The following is a 21,277-nucleotide window of genomic DNA, read 5'->3' on the forward strand; positions in this document are numbered from 1 at the left end:
ATTAGTCTCCTAAAGTTAATTTAATTTTTTTAATGTTTTTGATAGCTGTATTAGTCCGAACATCCTGCTTCTGAACGACGGAACCTGAACCTTCAAATTCCAGCTCGATATCCAACCATTTAGCAAAGGTCTCGGCAGTCTCTTTTTTCCAGCCATACATGTCTGGAATTTCTTCTACCTTATCCGATAAAAGGAGAACTTGTTGGTTTGGTGCAAGATTGGTCCCTTCTTCTACAGAAGTCTCTTTAATCTTTGTTCCAGTACCTACAACGATTGGTTGCACAATATTTCGGCGTAAGGCTTCCGCCAAATCACCAGGTGAAATATCCTTGATGCTAGGCATTGCATAAGAAGACTCTGTCGTCACTTGATCTAAATTCTTAGCAGGAGATTGAAGATTGAGAGATTCTTTCATAGCTGAAGCTCTTTCAAGAATTGGGTTGGCAAATTCTCCCAATTGGATACCTGAATAATGTTCAGGCTGTTGAACCGTTACATACAAGATAAAATCAGGATTTTCAGCAGGGTTCATAGCCACAACCGAGAAAATGTAGTTGGTAGAACCAACCAAGTAGCCTCCATTTTTCTCGTCAGCGATTTGGGCTGTACCAGACTTGAGGGCTACATTTTGACCTGGAACATTGACAGTTGCTTTTCCTGTACTATGATTGTACATAGTTCCATATCTAGGATCCGTTCCTACCAAGACCATGTGAGTACGAGTTTGGCTAGCTGCATCTTTCGAAACGGGATTTCCTACGATTTCTTTTTGAGATTTACGAACGGTTTGATCATTTGGATCATACAAGGCCGTAATAAATTTAGGCTCTAACATGACGCCATCATTGGCAATGGCTGTAAAGGCACGAATCATTTGCGTCTGAGTTACTGAAATCCCTTGTCCAAATGAACTCTGAGCAATATTAACAATATTGTCAGCTGGAAGTTGTCCTGCATATTCATCTGTCAAACCAAAACGAGTTGGAACCCCAAATTTAAAGCGGTTTAGATAATCCAACCACGTAGCATCACCCATTTTCTGCTCAAGAAGTGTCATCCCAATATTACTTGAGTGAGCAAATCCTTGAGAAAATGTCATCATACCACCACCGGTCAAACCTTCATTAACGTCCCAATCTCGAATCGTCGCATCCGCTATTTTTAATTCACTGCTATTGAAGTATTCTCCACCTGGGAAGGTATTGTTATCAATAGAAGAAGCTAACGTCATGACCTTCATGGTTGATCCTGGTTCGTAATTACTTTGATAAAGAATATCACGCCAAACAAAGTCCTCAGTGATTCCTTCTTTAGTATCTGCATTAAAGGTAGGTCGTTGGGTGGTAGCGAGGATTTCACCGGTCTTTGCACTGACCAAGGTCGCGGTCATATACTTACCTTTTACTTTTTGTAGAAAGGCATCCATCTGAGTTTCCATGAAAGATTGGAGCGGGCTAGACAATGTTGTATAAACATCCTTGCCATCCACAGTTTGTTGCGATACCTGTTCTGTACCTGGTACGATATTTCCTACACGGTCTTTTTCATAGGTAATAATACCGTCTGTCCCCGCAAGAATGGTATTTAACGAACTCTCTAGACCAGAGGTTCCTAATAAACTCTTACTGCCGTCCTCATTTTCATGGAGTTGGGCTAAACCAATAAAACTAGAAGCAAATTGGCCATTTGGGTAACTTCTGTTAGGGCTAGTTGTAAAGTCAATCCCTTCCACACTAGCATCTTTCAAATCTTTTTTAATCGCCATCATATTGGCATAGGTAATCCCATTTCCTTTTGCACCAAAGGAAACTTGAGTTAGATTTGGTTGAGCTAATTGCTCTTTCACATAAGCTTCATCCATATCCAAATACTTATGGAAGACTTCAGCTACCTTATTAAACTGCGAATCCTCTACATAAAGAATTTTACCCGTTGCTGACTTGTATTTTTTATCAATAACAGCATAGACGTTATAAGAGGTCGCATCTTCAGCGATAGGCACTCCATTTCGGTCATAGATAGTTCCGCGTTTGGCAGGTACTGTTCGAGTTGTTTGGTGAACCTTTTTAGCCTCTTTTACCAAGTCAGTACCAAATATATTACCTTTTGCGATAATATACGCAAAATTAGCCAAAAAGAGGGCGAAAAGGGCAACAGCTACAAAGCTGAGGTACTTGCCAACTATCCTACGGTTTTTTGCTGGAGATTTACGATTTTTTATCGCAAATCGGGTTATTTTTTCTGTCCATTTCATATCTTACTCCGCTGTTCGGATATTTTCATTATTCAATTTCAAATCTTTTTTATCTGCAATCTCTTTCAAGCGCTCTGAACGAATCAATTCATTCACTTCCTGCTTAGCATCATCGAGCTCTGTCTTCTTTTCCTCTATCTGCGCATTGATTTTTGTTAAATCACTTTGCACTTGCAAGAGTCGTGTCTGCATAAAGATAATGCTCACTGCTAAAACGAGAGCCGTAAAAGCGATGGAAAGATAAAAAGCCTTCTCCACACGTGAGAATTTTTTTATACGATTCTGCAAGAATTGACTGGTTGTTTCTTTCTTATCTGCCATCTTTTCCCCTCTTACTTGTGAATTTTTCTGGCCACGCGCAACTTAGCTGAGTGCGAGCGGTTATTGGCTTCTAATTCTTCTGCACTTGGCAAGATTGGCTTACGGGATACCAATTCCATCTTGGGCTTGAGATCATCTGGGATGAAGGGTAAACCTTTTGGAACTTCCACTGTTGAAGCTTCCTTGAACAATTGCTTGGTCAAGCGGTCTTCTAAGGAATGAAAGGTAATCACTGAGATTCTACCATCTAGAGCCAACATCTCCATAGCCTGCTGGATGGATTCATCTGCTGCTCCCAGTTCATCATTGACTTCAATTCGAATAGCTTGGAAAATCTGCTTGGCAGGATGGCCCTTTTTCTTGAGTTCCTTGGCAGGTTTGGCAGATTTGATAATTTCTGCTAACTCAGTCGTTGTCTCGATTGGCTTGACTTCCCGAGCTTGTTCAATCTTACGCGCAATCTGTTTAGAGAATTTATCCTCACCATACTTGAAGAAAATACGAACCAAGTCATGATAGTCATAGTGGTTCACCACCTCATAGGCTGTCAGACTAGCATCCTGATTCATGCGCATGTCTAGTGGCGCATCCTTTTTATAAGAAAAACCACGCTCACGCTGGTCCAATTGAGGACTAGACACTCCCAAGTCATAACAAATTCCATCAATTTCCTGAACACCAGCTTCGCGCAAACGTGCCTGTAAATGACGGAAGTTATCCTTTATAAAAGTCACCATCCCTTTTTCGATATAGGGTGCCAAACGTTTTTGCGCATTGTCAATGGCATTCTGGTCCTGGTCAAAGGCATAGAGATGGCCTTTTTCACTTAATTTACTTAATAAATATTCGCTATGGCCCGCTCCACCTAAAGTCGCATCAACGTATATACCGTCAGGCTTTACGTCGAGCATATCAATCGTTTCGTGGAGTAAGACCGTTACATGATGAAATTCTTTTGTCATATCTTATCTATTTTACCACAAATCTGACTAGCTTGCACTAGTCAGACAAATAGGGCAAAAACAAGTAAGATTTCTTTAAGAAATATGTCAAATATGCTTGACATTCACTCCATAGAAGAATATAATATAGTCAAATATATACGACATAAAGCAGAAAGGAGTCCAGATGAATCGTGTGAAAGAATTTCGCAAGGAACTAGGCATTTCTCAGCTCGAGCTAGCCAAGGATATCGGTGTCTCGAGACAGACCATCAATATGATTGAAAACGACAAGTACAATCCAACCCTGGAACTCTGTCTCAATCTCGCCCGCAGCCTCCAAACTGACCTCAACAGTCTCTTTTGGGAGGAAGATTTTTAAAAAAGGAGCCAACTCATGAAAAAAGAAACCTTTACTGAAAAACTCATCAAACGCACATACGGTATTTCTGGTCCCCTTGACGAATACAAACGGCGTGAGGCCGATCGTATCGGTAACCAAGTCTTTATCATCCTCTTTTATCTGATGATTTTCGGAAATCTTATTCCACTCCTTCTGGCCTATAAATACCCTCAAGAAGTGGCTCTAATCTATCCTCCTCTGATTCTAGTGATTGCCCTCATCGCTGCTGGCTATGTCACCTACCAAATGAAAAAAACAGGGATTACAGCTATTGATCCAGATATGCTGAATGAGAAAGAAAGCAAGCAACTATACTACCCAGGTCTGAAAGCAGGTTTGTTCTTTGGTCTATGGATGTTTTTTATAACTCCTCTTCTCAGTATACTCATAGGTGAAGGTCAGGACTATTTTCATTCTCTCCTCACTATAAGAAATGGTGTATCAAGCATTCTCGGTTCTATCTTCTTCGGAGCAAGCATACAGTTCCTCATCTCCCATCGCATTGCAAAAACTAAGAAAGATCAAGATGAGGATTAGGAGGTGCCCTATGAAAAAAGAAAAGAAACAGTTACGTCATCCTGGTCTGAAAGCAGGTTCGATTTATGGAATAGTGATATTTTTTATAATTCCACTCATTGATACCCTAACAAGTGAAAATCCAAATTTTATCAGTTCTCTTCTAAATACAAAACATATTTTTAAAACTATACTGGGAGCTTTCTTTTTCGGAGTGATGATGCATATTGTCGACTCACTTCGTATTGCAAGAGCTAAAAAAGACCAGAATTAGGAGGTGCCCTATGAAATCATTACTAACTTTACTTACCTATCATCTTTTGTTCAGTTCCCTGATCATCTTCATCATCGTTTCAGGGAACTTAATCAGAGAGATATTCCTCGTGCTAGTCTTTGTTCCAGCCCTTAACAAAGGACTGACTTATCTAAAGATTGACTCCCCAAAAACGCGCACACTCAACTTAGCACTATGCTTTATGATTCTATCTTTACCACAACTGATGCTCATCTCAAGCGATTGGAAATATTATTTACTGCTGACTATCGCTAGCCTTTCTTCTATCACTTATCTTTATTATCTCTATCAATTCGTAAAAGAAAGTCAGTAAAACCACTCATTTAGGAGGTTACTAGCATGAAAAAAGAAGACTTCACCACTCGCCTACTTCGAAATCTCTTTCACATCCAAGGCCCTTTTGATGAATGCCGACAAGAGATTATCTACAAGGCTTGTGCCCGTTCTATGGTTCAAATCGTTTATTCTTCCTTCTTTCTCTTCTTGTTTTATCTATTATTTGGACGCTTCATAGAAGCCGTTCGCTATGCTATGCCCTACGTTTACTCTGGACTCATTTTTTTCATTACCTTAAAAACTCAAAGAGCCGTCAAAGAACTCCACTTGGAAAAAGATGACAAGTCAGAAATCATCCTCAAAACCTACAGCAAAGCCCAAATCAAATTCCGAAGCTGGATTGTGTTTATCGGTCTTCAGATTGGCCTCTTTACCCTACTCATCTTTCATAAAGTCTTCGTTCAGCAGATGTCCCTTTCAGATTTTGGAAAGTTGCTCATGCAATTCGATAAAAGTGTTCCTTTCCTGATGTATGGTCTGATTATCGGTAGCATTTTTGGAACCCTGACCTACGGATTTCTATCACTACAAGAGGAGAAGACTCCTAAAAATACCAAACAGAAGGAGAAAAGCAAGCAATGACTTCACTATACGATTTTTCAGTCTTGAACCAAGACAATCAAGAAACTCCACTAGAGACCTATCGTGGTAAGGTTCTCTTGGTTGTCAACACTGCTACTGGATGTGGTTTAACGCCCCAGTACCAAGGACTTCAAGAACTCTATGATCGCTATCAAGAACAAGGTTTTGAGATTTTAGACTTCCCTTGCAATCAGTTTATGGGACAAGCACCAGGCAGCGCAGAGGAAATCAACACCTTCTGTAGCCTACATTATCAGACCACCTTCCCACGTTTTGCCAAGATAAAGGTCAACGGTAAGGAAGCAGATCCTCTCTATGTTTGGTTGAAAGAACAAAAATCTGGCCCACTGGGAAAACGAGTCGAATGGAATTTCGCTAAGTTTCTTATCGGTCGTGATGGTCAGGTCTTTGAACGCTTCTCTTCAAAAACAGACCCAAAACAAATTGAAGAGGCGATACAAAACCTACTATAATTTCACAATCTCACTATTATTAGTTCTCCTTTAGCCTAAGAATAGTGGGATTTTTTGATGGGCTTTGACTTGAATAGGAAAACACCCCATGATATGAACCATGAAGTGTTGTAAAAATGATACATTCATAGCAGACAAGGCACTACTGACTGCTATTCTTGACTCCTGAATATGTATAGGTCCTATTTCTAGGACACGCTTTTTCCGTTACCACCCTAAAATAAAAGCTATGCTCCCGCCCATCCTTGGCATTTTCCTTGTTTAAGACAAAGTAGTTTTTCTGATTCATCGCCATGGTTCGTAGAATGTCATCAATCAAGAAAGTCAAGGGTACGTTCATGGCAGAGTATTTTTGAAAATCCTCTTCAAAATGAATATAGTTATCTGAAAAATAATCCATCTGCAGTTTGTTTTCATACAGCTCTTTTCTAGTCATAAACTCCCTCCTCCCACAGCCGAATTTCTAGGATATCTGCAACCTCTATCAACCTATATCCCTCGTTTGTCCTAATAGATAGAGTCTGATGTGATAACTCCCTCACCTCACCGATGATAGTCGCCTTCTGCTTCTTTTCCTTTACCACAAAACTTCCCTTAAGTTGGCCAACATAAAGCTGAGAAAGCAAGTGCAACTTCTCATCTGGAGTCAAATCCGTCGAAAAATCAACACGGCTTTTTTCTTCACTGAGCGAACTGGTGTGTTCTGAGAGGTAAAATCCCATCCACTTCTGCATCCCTGGATCTTGATAATCTCGCGCGGATTGAAAAGGTAAATAAGAACGATCAATCATTTTAATCCATCTAATCCTCCAGCAGAATGTCCCCCAATCAGCTTGCTTCTAGCAAGACTCCTAGAGGCTTCTTCCAGTGCATTGGCCTTTAAGAGAGAAGTGAAACCAAATTGTTCCCGAATGGAGTCAATGGCCGTCTGGAGCCTTTCTTCTTTTTCTAACTTGTTAACATCATCAAAGAGGGAGATCAATCCAAAGGACTCGTCTACAAATCCTGAATAGTTAACTCCGACACTTCTGACCGCTCCTGACGTGTATTTGTTATGAAATAGCTTCAAAACATAATCCGTTAAGACAGCTGTATTATTGGTCGGTTCGACCTTCATTTGTGTGTGAATAGACGGCCTGACCTCCTGTTTAGAGAAACCGACATAGATAGAGACAAGGGTTGTTTTCTTACCAGACCTTCTCAATCTAATAGCTACTTGCTCCGCCATTTCTCGGATAATAATTTCAATATCCCGTAGCTTCACGTAGTCTCTCGGCAAGATTTGAGAATTCCCCAAGCCCTTGGATTTGGCTTTATAGGGCTTATGAACATTGCTTTCATCAATTCCGTTAGCATGAAACCACAAACGCAGGCCAGCCTGACCCAGAGCTTTCTTTAACTGGTCGGGATTGCTGATTGCTAATTCCTTGATGGAAAAAATCCCCAGAGCATGCAAGCGTTTCTCCATCCGCCTGCCAATTCCCCAAAAGTCGGTCATCTTGGGAATGGACCAGACCTTCTCTTCCACATCCTGGTAAGACCAGTTGGCCCTCATGGTCGGAGTGTACTTAGCCTCATTATCCAGAGCCAACTTGGCCAGTAAAGGATTGGCATTTGACATACCTACTGTAGAGTAGATCCCTGTCTGCCTCCAAATATCCCTCTGAATACGAGCAGAAAGCATATCCAGCTTGTCTTTGCGAGAGAGACTCTTGTCTGAAATGAAATAATTAAGTGAACTAGTCAGGTCAATAAAGCCCTCATCGATAGAGTAGGGATAAATATCATCTGGACTGCCATAGTTTTGAAAGATTCGCTGGATTTCCATATTGACCGCGATGTACTCATCCATCCTAGGTGGCACAATCAAGGTCACTTGAGCCCAATCTTCGATGTAACGAACATAGTCTGAGTCGGTAGGTAGCCCTTGCTTTCGAGCATTGTAATAGGAAAATTTACGGGTCTTGATATCAAAGGGCAGATCATAGGCCCGACCAACATTTGACTTGCCAAAAATCTTCTTAAACAGGGGAGAGGAGGCTAGGATAAGACCAGTGGAATTATCCGCGCGACTCATGACACAAAGCGAAGTCTTCAGCGGATGCAAGCCCCTTTTCACACACTCGACACTGGCATAAAAGGATTTCATATCGACAAAGGCAATGTCACTTTTGGGCTCTCTGGAATAATCAAAGTAGCCCATAGACTAACCCTCCATCGGCACAAAGTTTCCAACGATAATGCCAACAATCCGAGGATCTTCCTCATAGGAGATGAAAATATCCTTGTATTTAGGATTGATAGAGACCAGACGCAATCCATTCTCCTCTCGATAGACCCGTTTGATATAGGTCTGGTTGTTGCAAACCACTGCATAAACCGCCCCGTCATAGTCAAATCCTGTCTCTCGAATCAGAGCCACTGAACCATTTTGGTATTTAGGTTCCATGGAGTCCCCAGACACCCATGACGCAAAATCATGAGCCAACTCCTCATTAAAGTAAACTGTATCAAAATTCTGATCATCGTAGACTGAAGCCCCAATCCCTGCTGACATGCGTTCATAAACACGGTACTCGTAGAGGCGCTCTGGCATAGCTGTCACTTTCTGGGCTTGCTCCTCTTGAGATAGGTTGCGAGCATAGAGAACAACCTTCTCCTGCCCTTGCTTGGAGAGGCTATGGTAGAGACGGACAATCTCGATCTGAGTAAAATATCCTTTTGGTACTTTTAAAATATTCTCTAGCTGAAACACCTTCTCCTTGGACGGTTCCTTGACTCCACGTTCCCAAGCTGAGTAAGCCTGGAAACTAATCCCAAGTTGCTCTGCAATTTCCTTCTGTGTCAGTTTTAACTCTTTCCTCCGAGCCTTTAATTTTTCTGGCTGATACATACTTCACCTCCTATTATGATGCTTTAATGGACATTATCTCCCTTAGAAAGACTAATCGATGCTTGAATCTATATTTTCAAAACTCAACCAATATGGTTTAGTTTTATTATATAAAAAAAGTAGACAAATGTCCACTAGGAAAAGCAGAAACATCGTGAGTTTTATACTCAATGAAAATCAAAGAGCAAACTAGGAAACTAGCCGCAGGCTGTACTTGAGTACGGCAAGGCGACGTTGACGCGGTTTGAATTTGATTTTCGAAGAGTATTAATCAAACTAAAAGGACCTAGCCCTATACAATACAGAACTAAATCCTTTGAATAAATAATTGATCTAACTTTTAAAATTCCTACAGAAATTCCAGTTTTTCTCTATTTGATACCAGACATTAGTTTTTCAATACGTGGAACGTAGAAGAGTAAGATAATACCGAATACAATCGTAATTCCTCCAACAATTCCATAGTAAGCCACTTCAGTTTCGCTTGTATAAAATTTTACAATTTGAGCATTGATAGCTTGGGCAGCTGCATTACTCAAGAACCAGATAGACATCATTTGTGCTTGGAAGGATTTTGGTGCTAACTTAGTAGTGACTGATAGACCAATCGGCGAAATCAGCATTTCCCCTACAATCACAATAGCCCAACTCATAATCAACCAGAGAGAACTGACCTTAACATCTGTCCCAAAGAGCATCCCTGGTAACATCATCCACAAGAAGGATAGACCTGCTGCTAATAAACCGTAAGCAAATTTCTTAGAAGAGGACGGTTGCTTTTTACCCATTTTCCCCCACAACCATGCAAAAATCGGCACATAAATCATAATGAAAAGGGGATTGATACTTTGGAAAAAGCTAGATGGGAAATGAATCTGATTCCCAAATACATTAAAGTAAAGTCGAGTTTGATCATCCGCAAATAGAGCGAGAACAACAGAACCCTGCTCCTCAATAGACCAGAAGAGTACCCCAGCTATAAATAGAGGAATGTAGGCAAATACTCGAGATCTCTCAGTAGCAGTTATTTTCTGACTAGATAAAATTTTGAAGAAATAGTAGATTGGAATAATTACAGCAATCACTGTAAAGATATTAACAATCATATCCACGTTAAACTGGTGAGTAAAGACTAAACCTATAACCACAAGAATAACCATGACAAGTGTAATCAACAAGCGTTTAATCAAGGTCTGCTGGTCCTTCTGTGAAAGTGGATCAGTAGGGTAAAGACTTGATTCAGGCAGGTATTTCTTCCCATCTAAAACATACTTCACCAGACCAAAGAACATCCCAATGGCAGCTAATGAGAAACCTAGATGGAAATTGACTTCCTGACCTAGATAACCCACTAGATAAGGGGCAACGAAGGCACCTAAGTTAATACCAAAGACAAAGATACTAAAACCTGCATCCCGTCTATCATCCTCTTTCTCATAAATTCCCCCAACCATATCTGAGATATTGGGTTTTAAAAATCCAGTACCAAAGATAATCAAGGCAATAGAAAGATAGAGAGCCACTTGTCCAAAAGGTGTTGCCAAAGCAATATGCCCTAGCATAATCAGAATCCCACCGTAAAAGACAGTCTTACGACTTCCTAAAATACGGTCACTGACAAAACCACCGATAACCGAGGACAAAAATACCAGCGAGCCATAAATCGCCATAACCGATGCAGCTGTGGTCTTATCCATTCCCAATCCACCATCTTGCACACTATAGTACATATAGTAAAGTAGGATAGCTCGCATCCCATAGTAAGAAAAGCGTTCCCACATTTCTGTAAAGAAGAGGGTGGACAAGCCCATAGGATGTCCAAAAAATGTTTTCTGTTTTTCCATATATATTCTCCTTTAACGATATAATAATTCATTTTACAGAATTTTCAAATAAATGTCAAACAAATCCTGTTTGTTTTAGAAAATTTTCTGAAAAAATCACACGTCTCAGACTTAATTCCACCATAAAAATCCGTTTCAGACTAACTTCCACTTCGGTCAGGCAAGTGGAAGTTACTTTGAAAAATCACCTTTAAAAATTTGCTCTTGTTTAGTTTAAAAAATATTTCAAACCTTGAAAAATACTTATCCTTTCCTCTTCAGTAAACAAAAACATCCCTATGCAAAACTTGTAATTACTAAAATACAAGCCAATAAGCATAGAGATGTAAAACTATTACACATTAAATAATAGAAATTGTGTACGAAATTTCTCAATTAGTTTTCGCTAGTAAATATCATTTCCAACAAACGCCCTCTCAATTCCTTATCCTGATGATGCAAGATATTCATTAACTCATGAGAATTTTTGGCATTAATGAATTGATGTAATAATCTATCTTTTAATTCATATGGAAGGGAAGCCATCTTTAGTAGTCTAAAAACTTCGTCATTTAGGGATGTCCTTTTATTGTCTTTCCATTCAAATCTAGCTGTATCATTCTTATTTGGCAATTCAATTATAGACACATTCGTTCCTTTAAAATGAATTCTATGTTTTCTATTGCTTGGAACGATACTAGAATCTCCTTGTAATGTTAGCTCTATCATCCCCATTTCCCAGTCGATTGATAATCTTGTTTTATATCTTTGACCATTTTGATCTTCAATCATTTCAAAAGAATGTTGTTTGCCTGGGAATACATACCAATCTACAACTTCAGGTAAATCAACACCCATATCTATCTCAGAACCAACCAAGGGAATGATTGCACCACTTTTTGCAAACACAGGTATAGTCGAGATGTCTCTATAAACACTTAACTTCACACCACCTGTGTATTTTTTCTCTGAAAAGAAGTCATACCATTCACCTTCAGGGAACCATACATCCACTTTTGCAGATTGGAATGCCAAGTCCATCTTTTCTACAACGGGAGCCACCATCAGTTCTGTTCCAAAAAAGTATTGATTTGGAACATTATAACTCTCATCATTCTCTGGGTAGAAATAATACATTGGGCTGATTAAAGGGGCACCTTCCTCATGTGTCTGTACATTCATGGTATATAGATATGGAATCATCTGATGTCTCAAACGTAGGTATTTCTTCATAATCTTAGATGTTGTTTCTGAAAAAAACCAAGGTTCTTTACTATTGAAGGGACTTCTAGAACTATGTAATCGAGTAATCGGACTAAAAACGCCAAACTGTAGCCATCTGGTTTGTAGCTCTTCGTCATAATCCCCCAGCATGTGCCCACCGATATCATGGCTCCACCAACTATAACCGATATTTGATGCTGTCGCTGTAAAATAAGGTTGAAATCTTAAGGAATTCCAACTAATAATAGTGTCCCCTGAAAAACCAACAGGGTATCGGTGACTACCCGGCCCTGCATATCTTGATAAAATCAAACCACCTTCTGCATTTTTACAACTATCCTGATAATGATAATGGTTTAAAAGCCACAGTGGATCCAACATGCCTTGTGTCCCTTGTTGCCAGTCAATCCACCAAAAATCTACTCCCTGCTTTTCTAGCTCATAATGAACATCTTTAAAGTAGGATTCCCTAAAAGAGGGATTAAAAAAATCAAAAATAGCAGGTTCTTCTAGTTCTACATTTAACCCCAATCGTTTGGCGACTCGAGGATAAGCTTCTTCATAAGCCCGTATACCATCAGCAGGATGGACATTTAAAGAGAGTTTTAACTTTCTATCATGAAGTTGTTGCAATAACTGTTCTGGATTAGGTATTAAGTTTTTATTCCAACTATATCCTGTCCAGCCACTTCCAAAACGGGCTGGAATGTCAGTTATATGCCAATCCATATCTAACACACCGATAGATAATGGAATTTTCTCTGTTTCAAATCTGTCTATTAAATCCAAGTATTCATCCGACGTATAAGGCCAATATCTACTCCACCAATTGCCTAAAGCATATCTTGGCAACAAGGGTGTTGAACCAGTCAAATGGTAAAAGTCTCTGATTGCTCCTCTATAATCATGCCCATAGGCAAAGAAATAGAGGTCAATTTGATTTTCTCTCTCAATATAACCAGACTGTTCATCCCAAATAAATCCTTGAGAATCATCCAATAAGGCTATACCATTTCGGCTAATAATTCCATCTTCTAACGAGATTGCTCCATCTGCCTTATCTAGAGTCCGAGCTGTTCCTTTTAACGTTTCAATAGATTCACCAAAATACCAGCGACTACCATATACAGCAAAATTTCCTTTTAATTCTATAAATAAATTTTCGGCGTTAAACTCTCCTTTATTAAAGTGCAGATGAAAATAGTCCGTCATAATATCTAGTACGTTTGATGTCTCGATATAATCTAACGAAACTTGGCCAAAATCTCTATTATAGATAAGTTGTGTAGTTCTATCCTCAAAACTTCCAGTTTGAGAGTATTCTAACCTTACTAACTTGTCTGTTAATACAGAGATTCGATAAAACTCTCCCTTAAAAATTTTCAATTTGTTGTCCTCCTTTTAGTAAATTTCTTTACCTTATCAAACATTTTATTTGTTATCGTTACATTCATCAATCCGCAAAAAGCAAATCCCCCAAATGTAAATACGTAAATAGCTGTTAAAACTCGTTCTGGACTACTAAAACTCATATACAGTATAGAAATATTAAATAAAACCAACATGATAGCTTGTATTGGATTTAAAATACAAATTAATACGCTATTTACAATACTATTTTTTAGATTATCTTTAAATAGACCAATATAGGGAAAAACAACACTCATAAAAAGTATTATAACAAATAAAAAGGGCAACACTAACAATAAACTATACTCTGAAAGTAAACTTGAATAGCCCCAAAGACAATAGTTCACATATAAAAGTAATTCTATTAGGAGGATAAACAACCAAATAAAAGTTGATTGTTTAAAATTTTGTCTAAAGATCCGAAAATAATGATAAGCAATATCGGTATCTTTACCTTTTAAAATACGATACCACATTGTCGTAAGAGAAGTTAGTGATGCCCCAATTGTAACTATTGGAATACAACTCACAATAAATAGAGTATTTAAAATAATTAAATCTGTCAAAAAAGTTAAAATTCTAACCATTTTTCCATCTAATGAAAATAATTTTTGCATAATAGATATCTCCATAAAATCGATTGCCTTAACTCTATATTTTATAATGTCAGTTGTACAAAAATATTACCTAAATTATTTAAAAAACATTTCCAAATTTCTTTAAAAATTAGAATAAAGGAAGCGAGATAATCTGATGTTATCAGTCTCGCTTCCTATAATTAGCTAGTCCCTTGTTCATACAACCAAGAGTTCATATAAAATATTACTCTTTTACTTCTTTTTGGTAACGATTATATGCTTCCTGTTGAATCTTCATAAATTCGTCCAATCCCATATTCTTAAGAGTTTCTTTGTATGAGTCCCATTCTTTTTCTATGCCGCCTTCAACTACCCATTTAGATGCTTGTTGTTTGACATAAGATTCAATACTCACATAGATTGATGATAATTTGTTAAGTTCTTCTTGTGAATAAATCACATTAGGGTAAGCTGGCAACGCAAATTGTTTCAAATCTTGGTCCATCTTCAATTTCAATCCATCACCTTGTGTTTGATCGATTTCTACGCGACTATTGATATCATCGCTTACGTATTTAGGACCAAAATCTCGAAGTGAATTAATCCATGCCCATTCATCAGCTGATTTACCATCTTTAGGAGGTAACACTTTAAACTTATCACCATTCTTTTCAGTAGCTATTCCAAATGATCCATAGAAATTCTGAATACTTGCTTCATCTGTATATAATTTATCCAACCATTTCAATAATTTAGCAGGGTTTTTGCTCTTATTTGTAATCAAAATTTCATTTCGACCATAGTTGTAATGATCTGGATCAGAAAAGACATATTGTTTACCATCCATACCTTTTAAAGCAGGTAGAGCAATATATTCACTTGAATGTAAGCCAAACGTGGCATCTGCTGTCCAACCACTAGAGACACCTACTCTAGATACTCCCTTATCCATACGTTTTGCTACACTCATAGAGGTATCTTCTGTAAAGATTTCCGGATCAATCAAACCTTTTTTATAAGATTCGTGCATTGCTGCAATCCCTTGTTTATAGCTTTCTTCTGTACGAAGGTAGACTGGTTTTCCATCTTTTACAGACATTTCATATGTATTATCTGCCCCTAAACGATTATTGAACGGAAGAATATATGAGAATGTTGGATCAAAGTTTCCTGCTCCGAATGGAATTTCATCAGAAGCGTCTCCATTTCCGTTCGCATCTTTATCCTTAAATTCTTGTAGTACTTTTACTAAATCATCATAAGTTTCTGGAACCTTTAATCCTAAATTATCCAGCCACTTTTTATTAATAAATAGCTGATTAGCTACAGTAGGACGCATCGGTAATTTTTTAGGTAGACTGTAGATATGACCATCTGGTGAAGTAATCATAGCTTTAATCTTAGGTTCTTTCTCCATAGCCTTAGTTAAATTTGGCATGTTTTCTTTGATTAAATCTTCCAATGGAATAAATAAAGATTGGTTCTGAGCAATTTCTGAATCTGTAAAAGCATTTGAACCTAAAAATGCATCTGGTAAATCTCCACTAGCAACCAACACAGATTTCTTATCTGCCCAATCTGCAGCTACAAGTGTATCCCATTTAACATCGATACCTGATTCTTTGGCAGAATCAGTTAGAAAACCTTTATGATAATCTTCCCCCCAGTCAGACCAACGAACAGTTGTGATTTTATAAGAATCTTCTCCAGACTTATCATCCTTATTCGCATTATTAGAATTTGCACAGGCTGTTAAGCCAGCAAGTGTAACTGTTCCTAAGAACAAATATGTAAATGATTTATTTTTCATGTTTTCTCCTATTCTTTCAACGCGCCAATCATTACGCCTTGATTAAAATATTTTTGAACAAAGGGATATAGCAACATTATCGGAGCGGTTGAAATAACAATTGCTGCATATTTCATCATATCGGCTTTGATACGAAGATCTGATGCAACTTCTCCTGTTGCTTGCGATTGTAACATTTGATTACTAATTAGTAAACGTCGTAAAATTAATTGCAATGGTTGTAAATTTTCATTCGTTAAATAAATTAAAGCATTAAACCACGAATTCCAAATACCAACTGCAGTCCAAAGTCCAATAACTGCTATAATAGCTTTTGATAAAGGAACGACTATCTTAATAAAATAACGAATTGTACCACATCCATCAATTTGCGCAGCCTCCCACATCCCGTCTGGAATACTATTATTAAAGAAAGTTCTAGCAACAATAATATTGTATGATGAAACCGCAAAAGGGATTACCATTACCCAAAATGTATCAATTAGGCCAACATTCTTTACTGTTAAGTAGGTAGGAATCAAGCCACCTGATACGAACATAGGGATTATGTATAGAATACTCATCCATTTTCTACCAACTAATTCTTTTCTAGATAAAGCATAACCAGCTGGAATATTGACTACTAAAGCAACTAAGGTCCCAACAACAGTATATAAAATGGTATTTAGATAGCTACGTAAGAATAAAGGTTGTTGAATAAGACGTAAATATCCATCTAATTTCCATTCTCTAGGAATAAACCATACCTTTCCATTTGCAACATCTGAAGGATTACTAAAAGATGCAATCACTACAAACCATAACGGATAAACAATTAACAGGATAAGGAAAATTGCTAAACCATAGGTAACTATATCAAATAATAATTCAGAGTTTGTTTTTCTTGATTTATGAAACCATCTCACTTTAAGCACTCCTTCCTTTAAAAAAGACCCGTTCTAGTATATCTTTTTGAGAACCAGTTAACAGATAACAAAATTATTAGATTGACTACGGTGTTAAATAACCCTATAGCTGTCGAATAACTATACTGAAAATTCACCATACCAACTTTATAAACATAGGTCGAAATTATCTCACTTCCTGCTAAATTAAGAGGATTCTGTAGTAGTAACACTTTCTCAAAACCTACACTTAATAAACTACCTGCTCTTAATATTAATAGAATCATAGCAGTCGGCAAAAGCAATGGTAATTCTATATGCCGAATTTTTTGTAACCTAGAGGCACCATCCATAGTTGCAGCCTCATAATATGTAGGATCAATTGCAGAAAGCGCTGCTAGATAAATAATACTATCCCAACCAATATGTTGCCATACATCGCTCCAAACATAAACACCTGCAAAATGACTAGGTTTTGATAAAAGATCTGGAATAGTAATTCCAACAGACTTAAATACATTCGCTAACAAACCACTAGTAGGAGATAAAAATAAGATAATCATCCCACACATAACCATTGTAGAGATAAAATGGGGTAAGTAAGTTGTCACTTGAAATATTTTTCTAAATTTCCCAACTCTTAACTGATTACTGATTATAGCTAGTATAATAGGTAAGGGGAATCCTACTACAATACTATAAAGTGAAATTTTTAATGTATTGAACATAGTTGTCCCGAATTGGAATGATGAGAAAAATTGAGTAAAGTACTTAAATCCTACCCACTGACTAGCAAAGATACCATTGGCTGGTGAATAGTCTTTAAATGCAATAATTAGTCCCAACATGGGAATATAGGAAAATAAAATTAATAGCAATATTGAAGGAAAAAGTAATATATATAACGGAATACTATGCTTTAATTTTATTTTATGAAGTTGAGATGCTACTTTCATGTTTTTCCTCCCATCTGATTTTCTACGATTATTTTACACCATAAAGAATTCCCTTAATATAACTTTTTGGACTAGGTTTATCAATTTTTCAGTTTTTTAATTTTAAGAACTATTACTTTTCCGACATCTTAATAAAACATATCTGTTTTGTTACATGATATCATATTTTCAAAGTGCTATAATTTTAATAGGAGACTAGTATATGAAATTAAATCACGACTTATCAAAAAAACATTCTATTCATTTTTTCTTTAAACTCCTACTTGTACTACTATTGATAAATATTTTAATCAATATTGCTATGAGTGACATAACCAGAAATTTTATTAAAAACCAAAATATAGTACACCTACGTAGTTCAATTGAAATTTATGCTGACTCTGTTAATGAGAAATTGCATTCTGTAGAACGCTTTATGTACTCAACAATAACGCATAATGAATCTTTAGAGAAATTAAATCATGTACAAACGTTTCTTGACTATCAAGAAGATCTCAAAAAAGTTCAAACTAGCTTTGCAGAGTTTGAATATCAAAATGAAACTCATATGACATTCTTATTAGAAACCGATAGTACTGATTATTTTATAAATGTCTCCAATCTTTATATTCCATATGAAGATTATTTACTGTTAAAATCAAATCTAAAATCATTGCGTAGTGATATAAGTGACCGTAAATGGAAAAATGTAACTACTAAAAACAGTGAATACTTAGTTAAATCTGTTCATTACGAAGGAAAAATCATTTATGCCGTCATATCTTCAGAAGATATCCTAAAACCTCTCAAAAAACTCAATATTGGAAATAATGGTAAACTTTCCCTAAAAGAGCCTAACAATATACCGTCCTCTAATTACCTAATTCATGCACAAAATGAAAAAACACATTTACCTTTCGATATTTATGTTTTAGTCGATTATGCCGAAGTCTTTAGAAATATCACACTCTTAGAAGTATTTTTATCAGCTGTTCCTATCATTATCACCATTTTATCAATCATCATTATCCTGTATATTCGTCAGTGGATGATTAAACCTATAACAAGACTTACTGAACGGCTCTCTCAATTTGGGGACTCCATCCCCCCTTCTGAATTTTTTATATCTGAAGGTATACTAGAAATTGATAAGGCAAATGATAAACTTAATAAAGTAATATTTGACATGCAAGAATTAAAAATACGGGAATACCATTCACAACTAGAACTTAAGAAGATAGAACTTAATTATCTTAAAAATCAAATTCGTCCGCATTTCTACTTAAATATGTTATCAATGATTCATAGTATGCTTCAAACAAAAAACTACAAGGAAATTGAAGAATTAACTATCCTAACTTCAAATTATCTCCGTCATTTATTTATGGCTAATCAAGATTTTTCAGAACTTAAAGATGAAGTTCAGCATATTAAAGATTATTTAGAAATACAACGGATTCGATATGGAAATAGTATCTACTTTTCACTAGACTACAATTCTGATTTACAAAATACTCTTGTTCCATCATTACTTTTACAAACATTTATTGAAAACACAATCAAACACGGTTTTTCATTTCAAGATTTATTTACAATTTTACTATCAATAAAAAAAGTAAAAACTGAGGACTCAGATTATATTCAGATTTGTATCGAAGATAATGGTCCAGGTTTCTCTGAAGAAATTTTATCAAAACTAAATCAGAAACAGTCTCTAATAACAGAAGATGGACATCATATCGGGATCACAAACACCATCGAACGTTTAAATCTTCTCTATCCTAATGACTATAGTATTGCATTTGAAAATAATGAAGAAGGTGGAGCTAAAATTCTTTTACTCATTCCATACAAGATTATAGACGGAGGTTATAATGAACATCTTATTAGTTGATGACGATCGTTTTATCATTGAAGCTTTACGAGAGAAAATAAATTGGGCTAAACTACACATTGACATTGTTTATGTTGCCTATAGCCTCACTCAAGCTCAAAATATTATTAGAGAGCATCCTATTGATCTCATGATAAGCGATATAGAAATGCCTCAAGGCAGCGGCCTCGAACTCTTATCTTGGATTAGAAATGAAAAATATGATATAAAAACAATTTTTTTAACTAATTACGCCGACTTCAACTATGCTCAAAAAGCAATTGAATTGCAAAGCTTTGAATACTATCTAAAACCCATTAACTTTGAAAAATTAGAATTTATTATTCAAAAAGCCATTAGTAAAATTGAGAATCATAACTTAAATGGAAAAAATGATTCACTTTTACAAATAGAAGATAATTTCTGGTATGATTACCTTAGAAAACCTCAAATTTCTCGCATTGATGAACTAGAAAACATAGCGAGCAAACAAGATTTTATTCTTAAACAACACCAGTATTTTTTCCTCGCAGTTTTAACCATTAATCTTAATGAAGAAGATTATTCTGTAGAAACTCCATCATGGACTTCTCAACTAAAAAGAGAACTTCAAAGAATTTCACAACCTTCTTATAAACTGATAAGTTTGTTTAAGATGGAAAGCCAGGTTGATCAATATGTTTGTCTTTTTAGAGTAGACTCATCAAAACGTAGTGACAAATTAGCATATGAGATTCATTCTCAAATTTCTAATAACTTTAGTAAATACTCAAACATTATATATAAGAGTTGCCATAAAATATCCGATATTTTATTTCATACCAAAGAACTCTACACTTATAATGAACAATATGTTTCTTATTGGAATACTATTACATGTGTTCCACATAGTTTCCCAACTTCTTTTAAAACAGAAACTCTTTCAATTACTTTTTTAGATACCTTAAGTGAATACGAATTAAGAGAAAAAATTAATTCACTTGCTTATAATTCTCAAATACCTACTTTCACACTACAACAAATTTTACTAGATTGGACTCAACAAATAGGAATATATCTAGATCAAAATGGAATCTCGGCACATAAATTATTCCAAAACAGCACTCATGATTTCTTATTCCAACGACGCTTTCATTCAATTGAATCTTTTCAGGATTACTTTGATTATTACTGGTCACATGCTAAGAAATTTGCAACAAACATTGAAAACCAAAAAAATAGTATTCAACGCATCGTCGAATACATAGATCATCACTACTATGAAGATATAAATCGTTCTATCTTAGCAGATGTTGTTTATCTCAGTGCAGATCATTTAGCTAGAATTTTTAAAAAAGAAACTGGAGAAACTCTTGTTAAATATATAACGGATAAGCGCATTAATGCTGCTAAATCTCTCCTATCTCAAACAAATATCTCGATATCACAAGTATCTTGTCAAGTAGGGTATGATAATTATTCTTACTTTACTAAAATTTTTAAACAAAGGACTGGACTTTCTCCTGGAGATTACCGTAAAACTTATCAAAACAAAATGTAAGCAATCTAAATCATTGAAATGATAAGTAAAATTCAAGGTCTGTAGTAATTTTTGAAATTCTACAGTTTTTCCAAAGATAGCTCCATAAACTTATTTGAAATTGCTGATAAGGTAACTTCTTAAAAAGTCAGTTTGAGAAAAACAGCCAGCAAATATTTCTAGGATAAAACGTATACTATCAAGTTT

General features: G+C 36.3%; 21 protein-coding genes. 8 read left to right on the forward strand and 13 right to left on the reverse strand.

Features of this window, described 5'->3' with window-relative positions:
• Position 1: 1 nt before the first annotated feature.
• Genes pbp2x through rsmH form a run of 3 tightly spaced genes read right to left on the reverse strand, consistent with a single transcriptional unit; the run spans position 2 to position 3,537 of the window.
• A complete protein-coding gene (pbp2x, locus tag TZ91_RS07890; RefSeq protein ID WP_000872180.1) occupies positions 2-2,254 on the reverse strand; it encodes a penicillin-binding protein PBP2X in 2,253 nt (750 codons plus the stop codon).
• A gap of 3 nt (positions 2,255-2,257) precedes the next feature.
• Positions 2,258-2,575, reverse strand: a complete 318-nt coding sequence (gene ftsL, locus TZ91_RS07895) for a cell division protein FtsL (protein WP_020903428.1) — start codon at positions 2,573-2,575, stop codon at positions 2,258-2,260.
• 11 nt (positions 2,576-2,586) lie between these two features.
• Positions 2,587-3,537 carry a 16S rRNA (cytosine(1402)-N(4))-methyltransferase RsmH gene (gene rsmH, locus TZ91_RS07900; RefSeq protein ID WP_000159402.1) on the reverse strand — a complete coding sequence of 317 codons (951 nt, stop codon included), beginning with the start codon at positions 3,535-3,537 and terminating at the stop codon, positions 2,587-2,589.
• A gap of 166 nt (positions 3,538-3,703) precedes the next feature.
• Here rsmH and TZ91_RS07905 point away from each other — a divergent pair, with 166 nt between their 5' ends.
• Genes TZ91_RS07905 through TZ91_RS07930 form a run of 6 tightly spaced genes read left to right on the forward strand, consistent with a single transcriptional unit; the run spans position 3,704 to position 6,121 of the window.
• Entirely contained in the window at positions 3,704-3,898 is a 195-nt protein-coding gene (locus tag TZ91_RS07905; RefSeq protein WP_001082472.1) for a helix-turn-helix transcriptional regulator, read from the forward strand.
• Between the two features lie 15 nt (positions 3,899-3,913).
• Positions 3,914-4,456 carry a DUF3278 domain-containing protein gene (locus TZ91_RS07910; protein ID WP_033686392.1) on the forward strand — a complete coding sequence of 181 codons (543 nt, stop codon included), beginning with the start codon at positions 3,914-3,916 and terminating at the stop codon, positions 4,454-4,456.
• 10 nt (positions 4,457-4,466) lie between these two features.
• On the forward strand, positions 4,467-4,709 hold the full coding sequence (locus TZ91_RS07915; protein ID WP_045597536.1) for a hypothetical protein: 243 nt from the start codon (positions 4,467-4,469) through the stop codon (positions 4,707-4,709).
• Between the two features lie 10 nt (positions 4,710-4,719).
• Positions 4,720-5,043 carry a hypothetical protein gene (locus TZ91_RS07920; RefSeq protein ID WP_033686387.1) on the forward strand — a complete coding sequence of 108 codons (324 nt, stop codon included), beginning with the start codon at positions 4,720-4,722 and terminating at the stop codon, positions 5,041-5,043.
• Positions 5,044-5,069: 26 nt separating this feature from the next.
• Positions 5,070-5,648, forward strand: coding sequence for a DUF3278 domain-containing protein (locus TZ91_RS07925; RefSeq protein ID WP_033686386.1), 579 nt, complete (start codon positions 5,070-5,072; stop codon positions 5,646-5,648).
• A complete protein-coding gene (locus TZ91_RS07930) occupies positions 5,645-6,121 on the forward strand; it encodes a glutathione peroxidase (protein WP_033686384.1) in 477 nt (158 codons plus the stop codon). The genes TZ91_RS07925 and TZ91_RS07930 overlap by 4 nt, the downstream gene beginning before the upstream one ends.
• Before the next feature lie 142 nt (positions 6,122-6,263).
• Here the strand turns inward: TZ91_RS07930 and TZ91_RS07935 are convergent, their stop codons facing one another.
• From TZ91_RS07935 to TZ91_RS07980, 10 genes are all read right to left on the reverse strand, one after another.
• Positions 6,264-6,557, reverse strand: coding sequence for a DUF5960 family protein (locus TZ91_RS07935; RefSeq protein WP_000196991.1), 294 nt, complete (start codon positions 6,555-6,557; stop codon positions 6,264-6,266).
• Positions 6,550-6,912, reverse strand: a complete 363-nt coding sequence (locus TZ91_RS07940) for a hypothetical protein (RefSeq protein ID WP_033686382.1) — start codon at positions 6,910-6,912, stop codon at positions 6,550-6,552. The genes TZ91_RS07935 and TZ91_RS07940 overlap by 8 nt, the downstream gene beginning before the upstream one ends.
• On the reverse strand, positions 6,909-8,324 hold the full coding sequence (locus TZ91_RS07945; protein ID WP_033686381.1) for a Y-family DNA polymerase: 1,416 nt from the start codon (positions 8,322-8,324) through the stop codon (positions 6,909-6,911). Before TZ91_RS07945 ends, TZ91_RS07940 begins: the two co-directional genes overlap by 4 nt.
• A 3-nt stretch (positions 8,325-8,327) precedes the next feature.
• A complete protein-coding gene (locus TZ91_RS07950; protein ID WP_033686379.1) occupies positions 8,328-9,014 on the reverse strand; it encodes an XRE family transcriptional regulator in 687 nt (228 codons plus the stop codon).
• 371 nt (positions 9,015-9,385) lie between these two features.
• A complete protein-coding gene (locus TZ91_RS07955; RefSeq protein WP_045597541.1) occupies positions 9,386-10,858 on the reverse strand; it encodes a peptide MFS transporter in 1,473 nt (490 codons plus the stop codon).
• A gap of 375 nt (positions 10,859-11,233) precedes the next feature.
• Complete coding sequence (locus TZ91_RS07960; protein ID WP_033686373.1) at positions 11,234-13,447, reverse strand: glycoside hydrolase family 31 protein; 2,214 nt, start codon at positions 13,445-13,447, stop codon at positions 11,234-11,236.
• Positions 13,444-14,088: a DUF624 domain-containing protein gene (locus TZ91_RS07965; RefSeq protein WP_033686372.1), complete on the reverse strand. Its 645-nt coding sequence runs from the start codon at positions 14,086-14,088 to the stop codon at positions 13,444-13,446. Before TZ91_RS07965 ends, TZ91_RS07960 begins: the two co-directional genes overlap by 4 nt.
• A gap of 205 nt (positions 14,089-14,293) precedes the next feature.
• Positions 14,294-15,859: a type 2 periplasmic-binding domain-containing protein gene (locus tag TZ91_RS07970; RefSeq protein WP_004256278.1), complete on the reverse strand. Its 1,566-nt coding sequence runs from the start codon at positions 15,857-15,859 to the stop codon at positions 14,294-14,296.
• A gap of 8 nt (positions 15,860-15,867) precedes the next feature.
• Positions 15,868-16,764 (reverse strand): carbohydrate ABC transporter permease, encoded by an 897-nt coding sequence (locus tag TZ91_RS07975; protein ID WP_001267167.1) that lies wholly within the window; start codon positions 16,762-16,764, stop codon positions 15,868-15,870.
• A gap of 17 nt (positions 16,765-16,781) precedes the next feature.
• Positions 16,782-17,699: an ABC transporter permease gene (locus TZ91_RS07980; protein ID WP_000861543.1), complete on the reverse strand. Its 918-nt coding sequence runs from the start codon at positions 17,697-17,699 to the stop codon at positions 16,782-16,784.
• A 202-nt stretch (positions 17,700-17,901) separates the two neighbouring features.
• On the opposite strand from TZ91_RS07980, the gene TZ91_RS07985 reads away from it, so the two are divergent.
• Together TZ91_RS07985 and TZ91_RS07990 are read left to right on the forward strand one after the other, a co-directional pair.
• A complete protein-coding gene (locus TZ91_RS07985) occupies positions 17,902-19,572 on the forward strand; it encodes a sensor histidine kinase (RefSeq protein ID WP_000773062.1) in 1,671 nt (556 codons plus the stop codon).
• A complete protein-coding gene (locus TZ91_RS07990; protein ID WP_001023729.1) occupies positions 19,553-21,091 on the forward strand; it encodes a response regulator transcription factor in 1,539 nt (512 codons plus the stop codon). Before TZ91_RS07985 ends, TZ91_RS07990 begins: the two co-directional genes overlap by 20 nt.
• Positions 21,092-21,277 lie beyond the last annotated feature (186 nt).

This window comes from Streptococcus mitis, assembly GCF_000960025.1.
GTDB lineage: Bacteria > Bacillota > Bacilli > Lactobacillales > Streptococcaceae > Streptococcus > Streptococcus mitis_DH.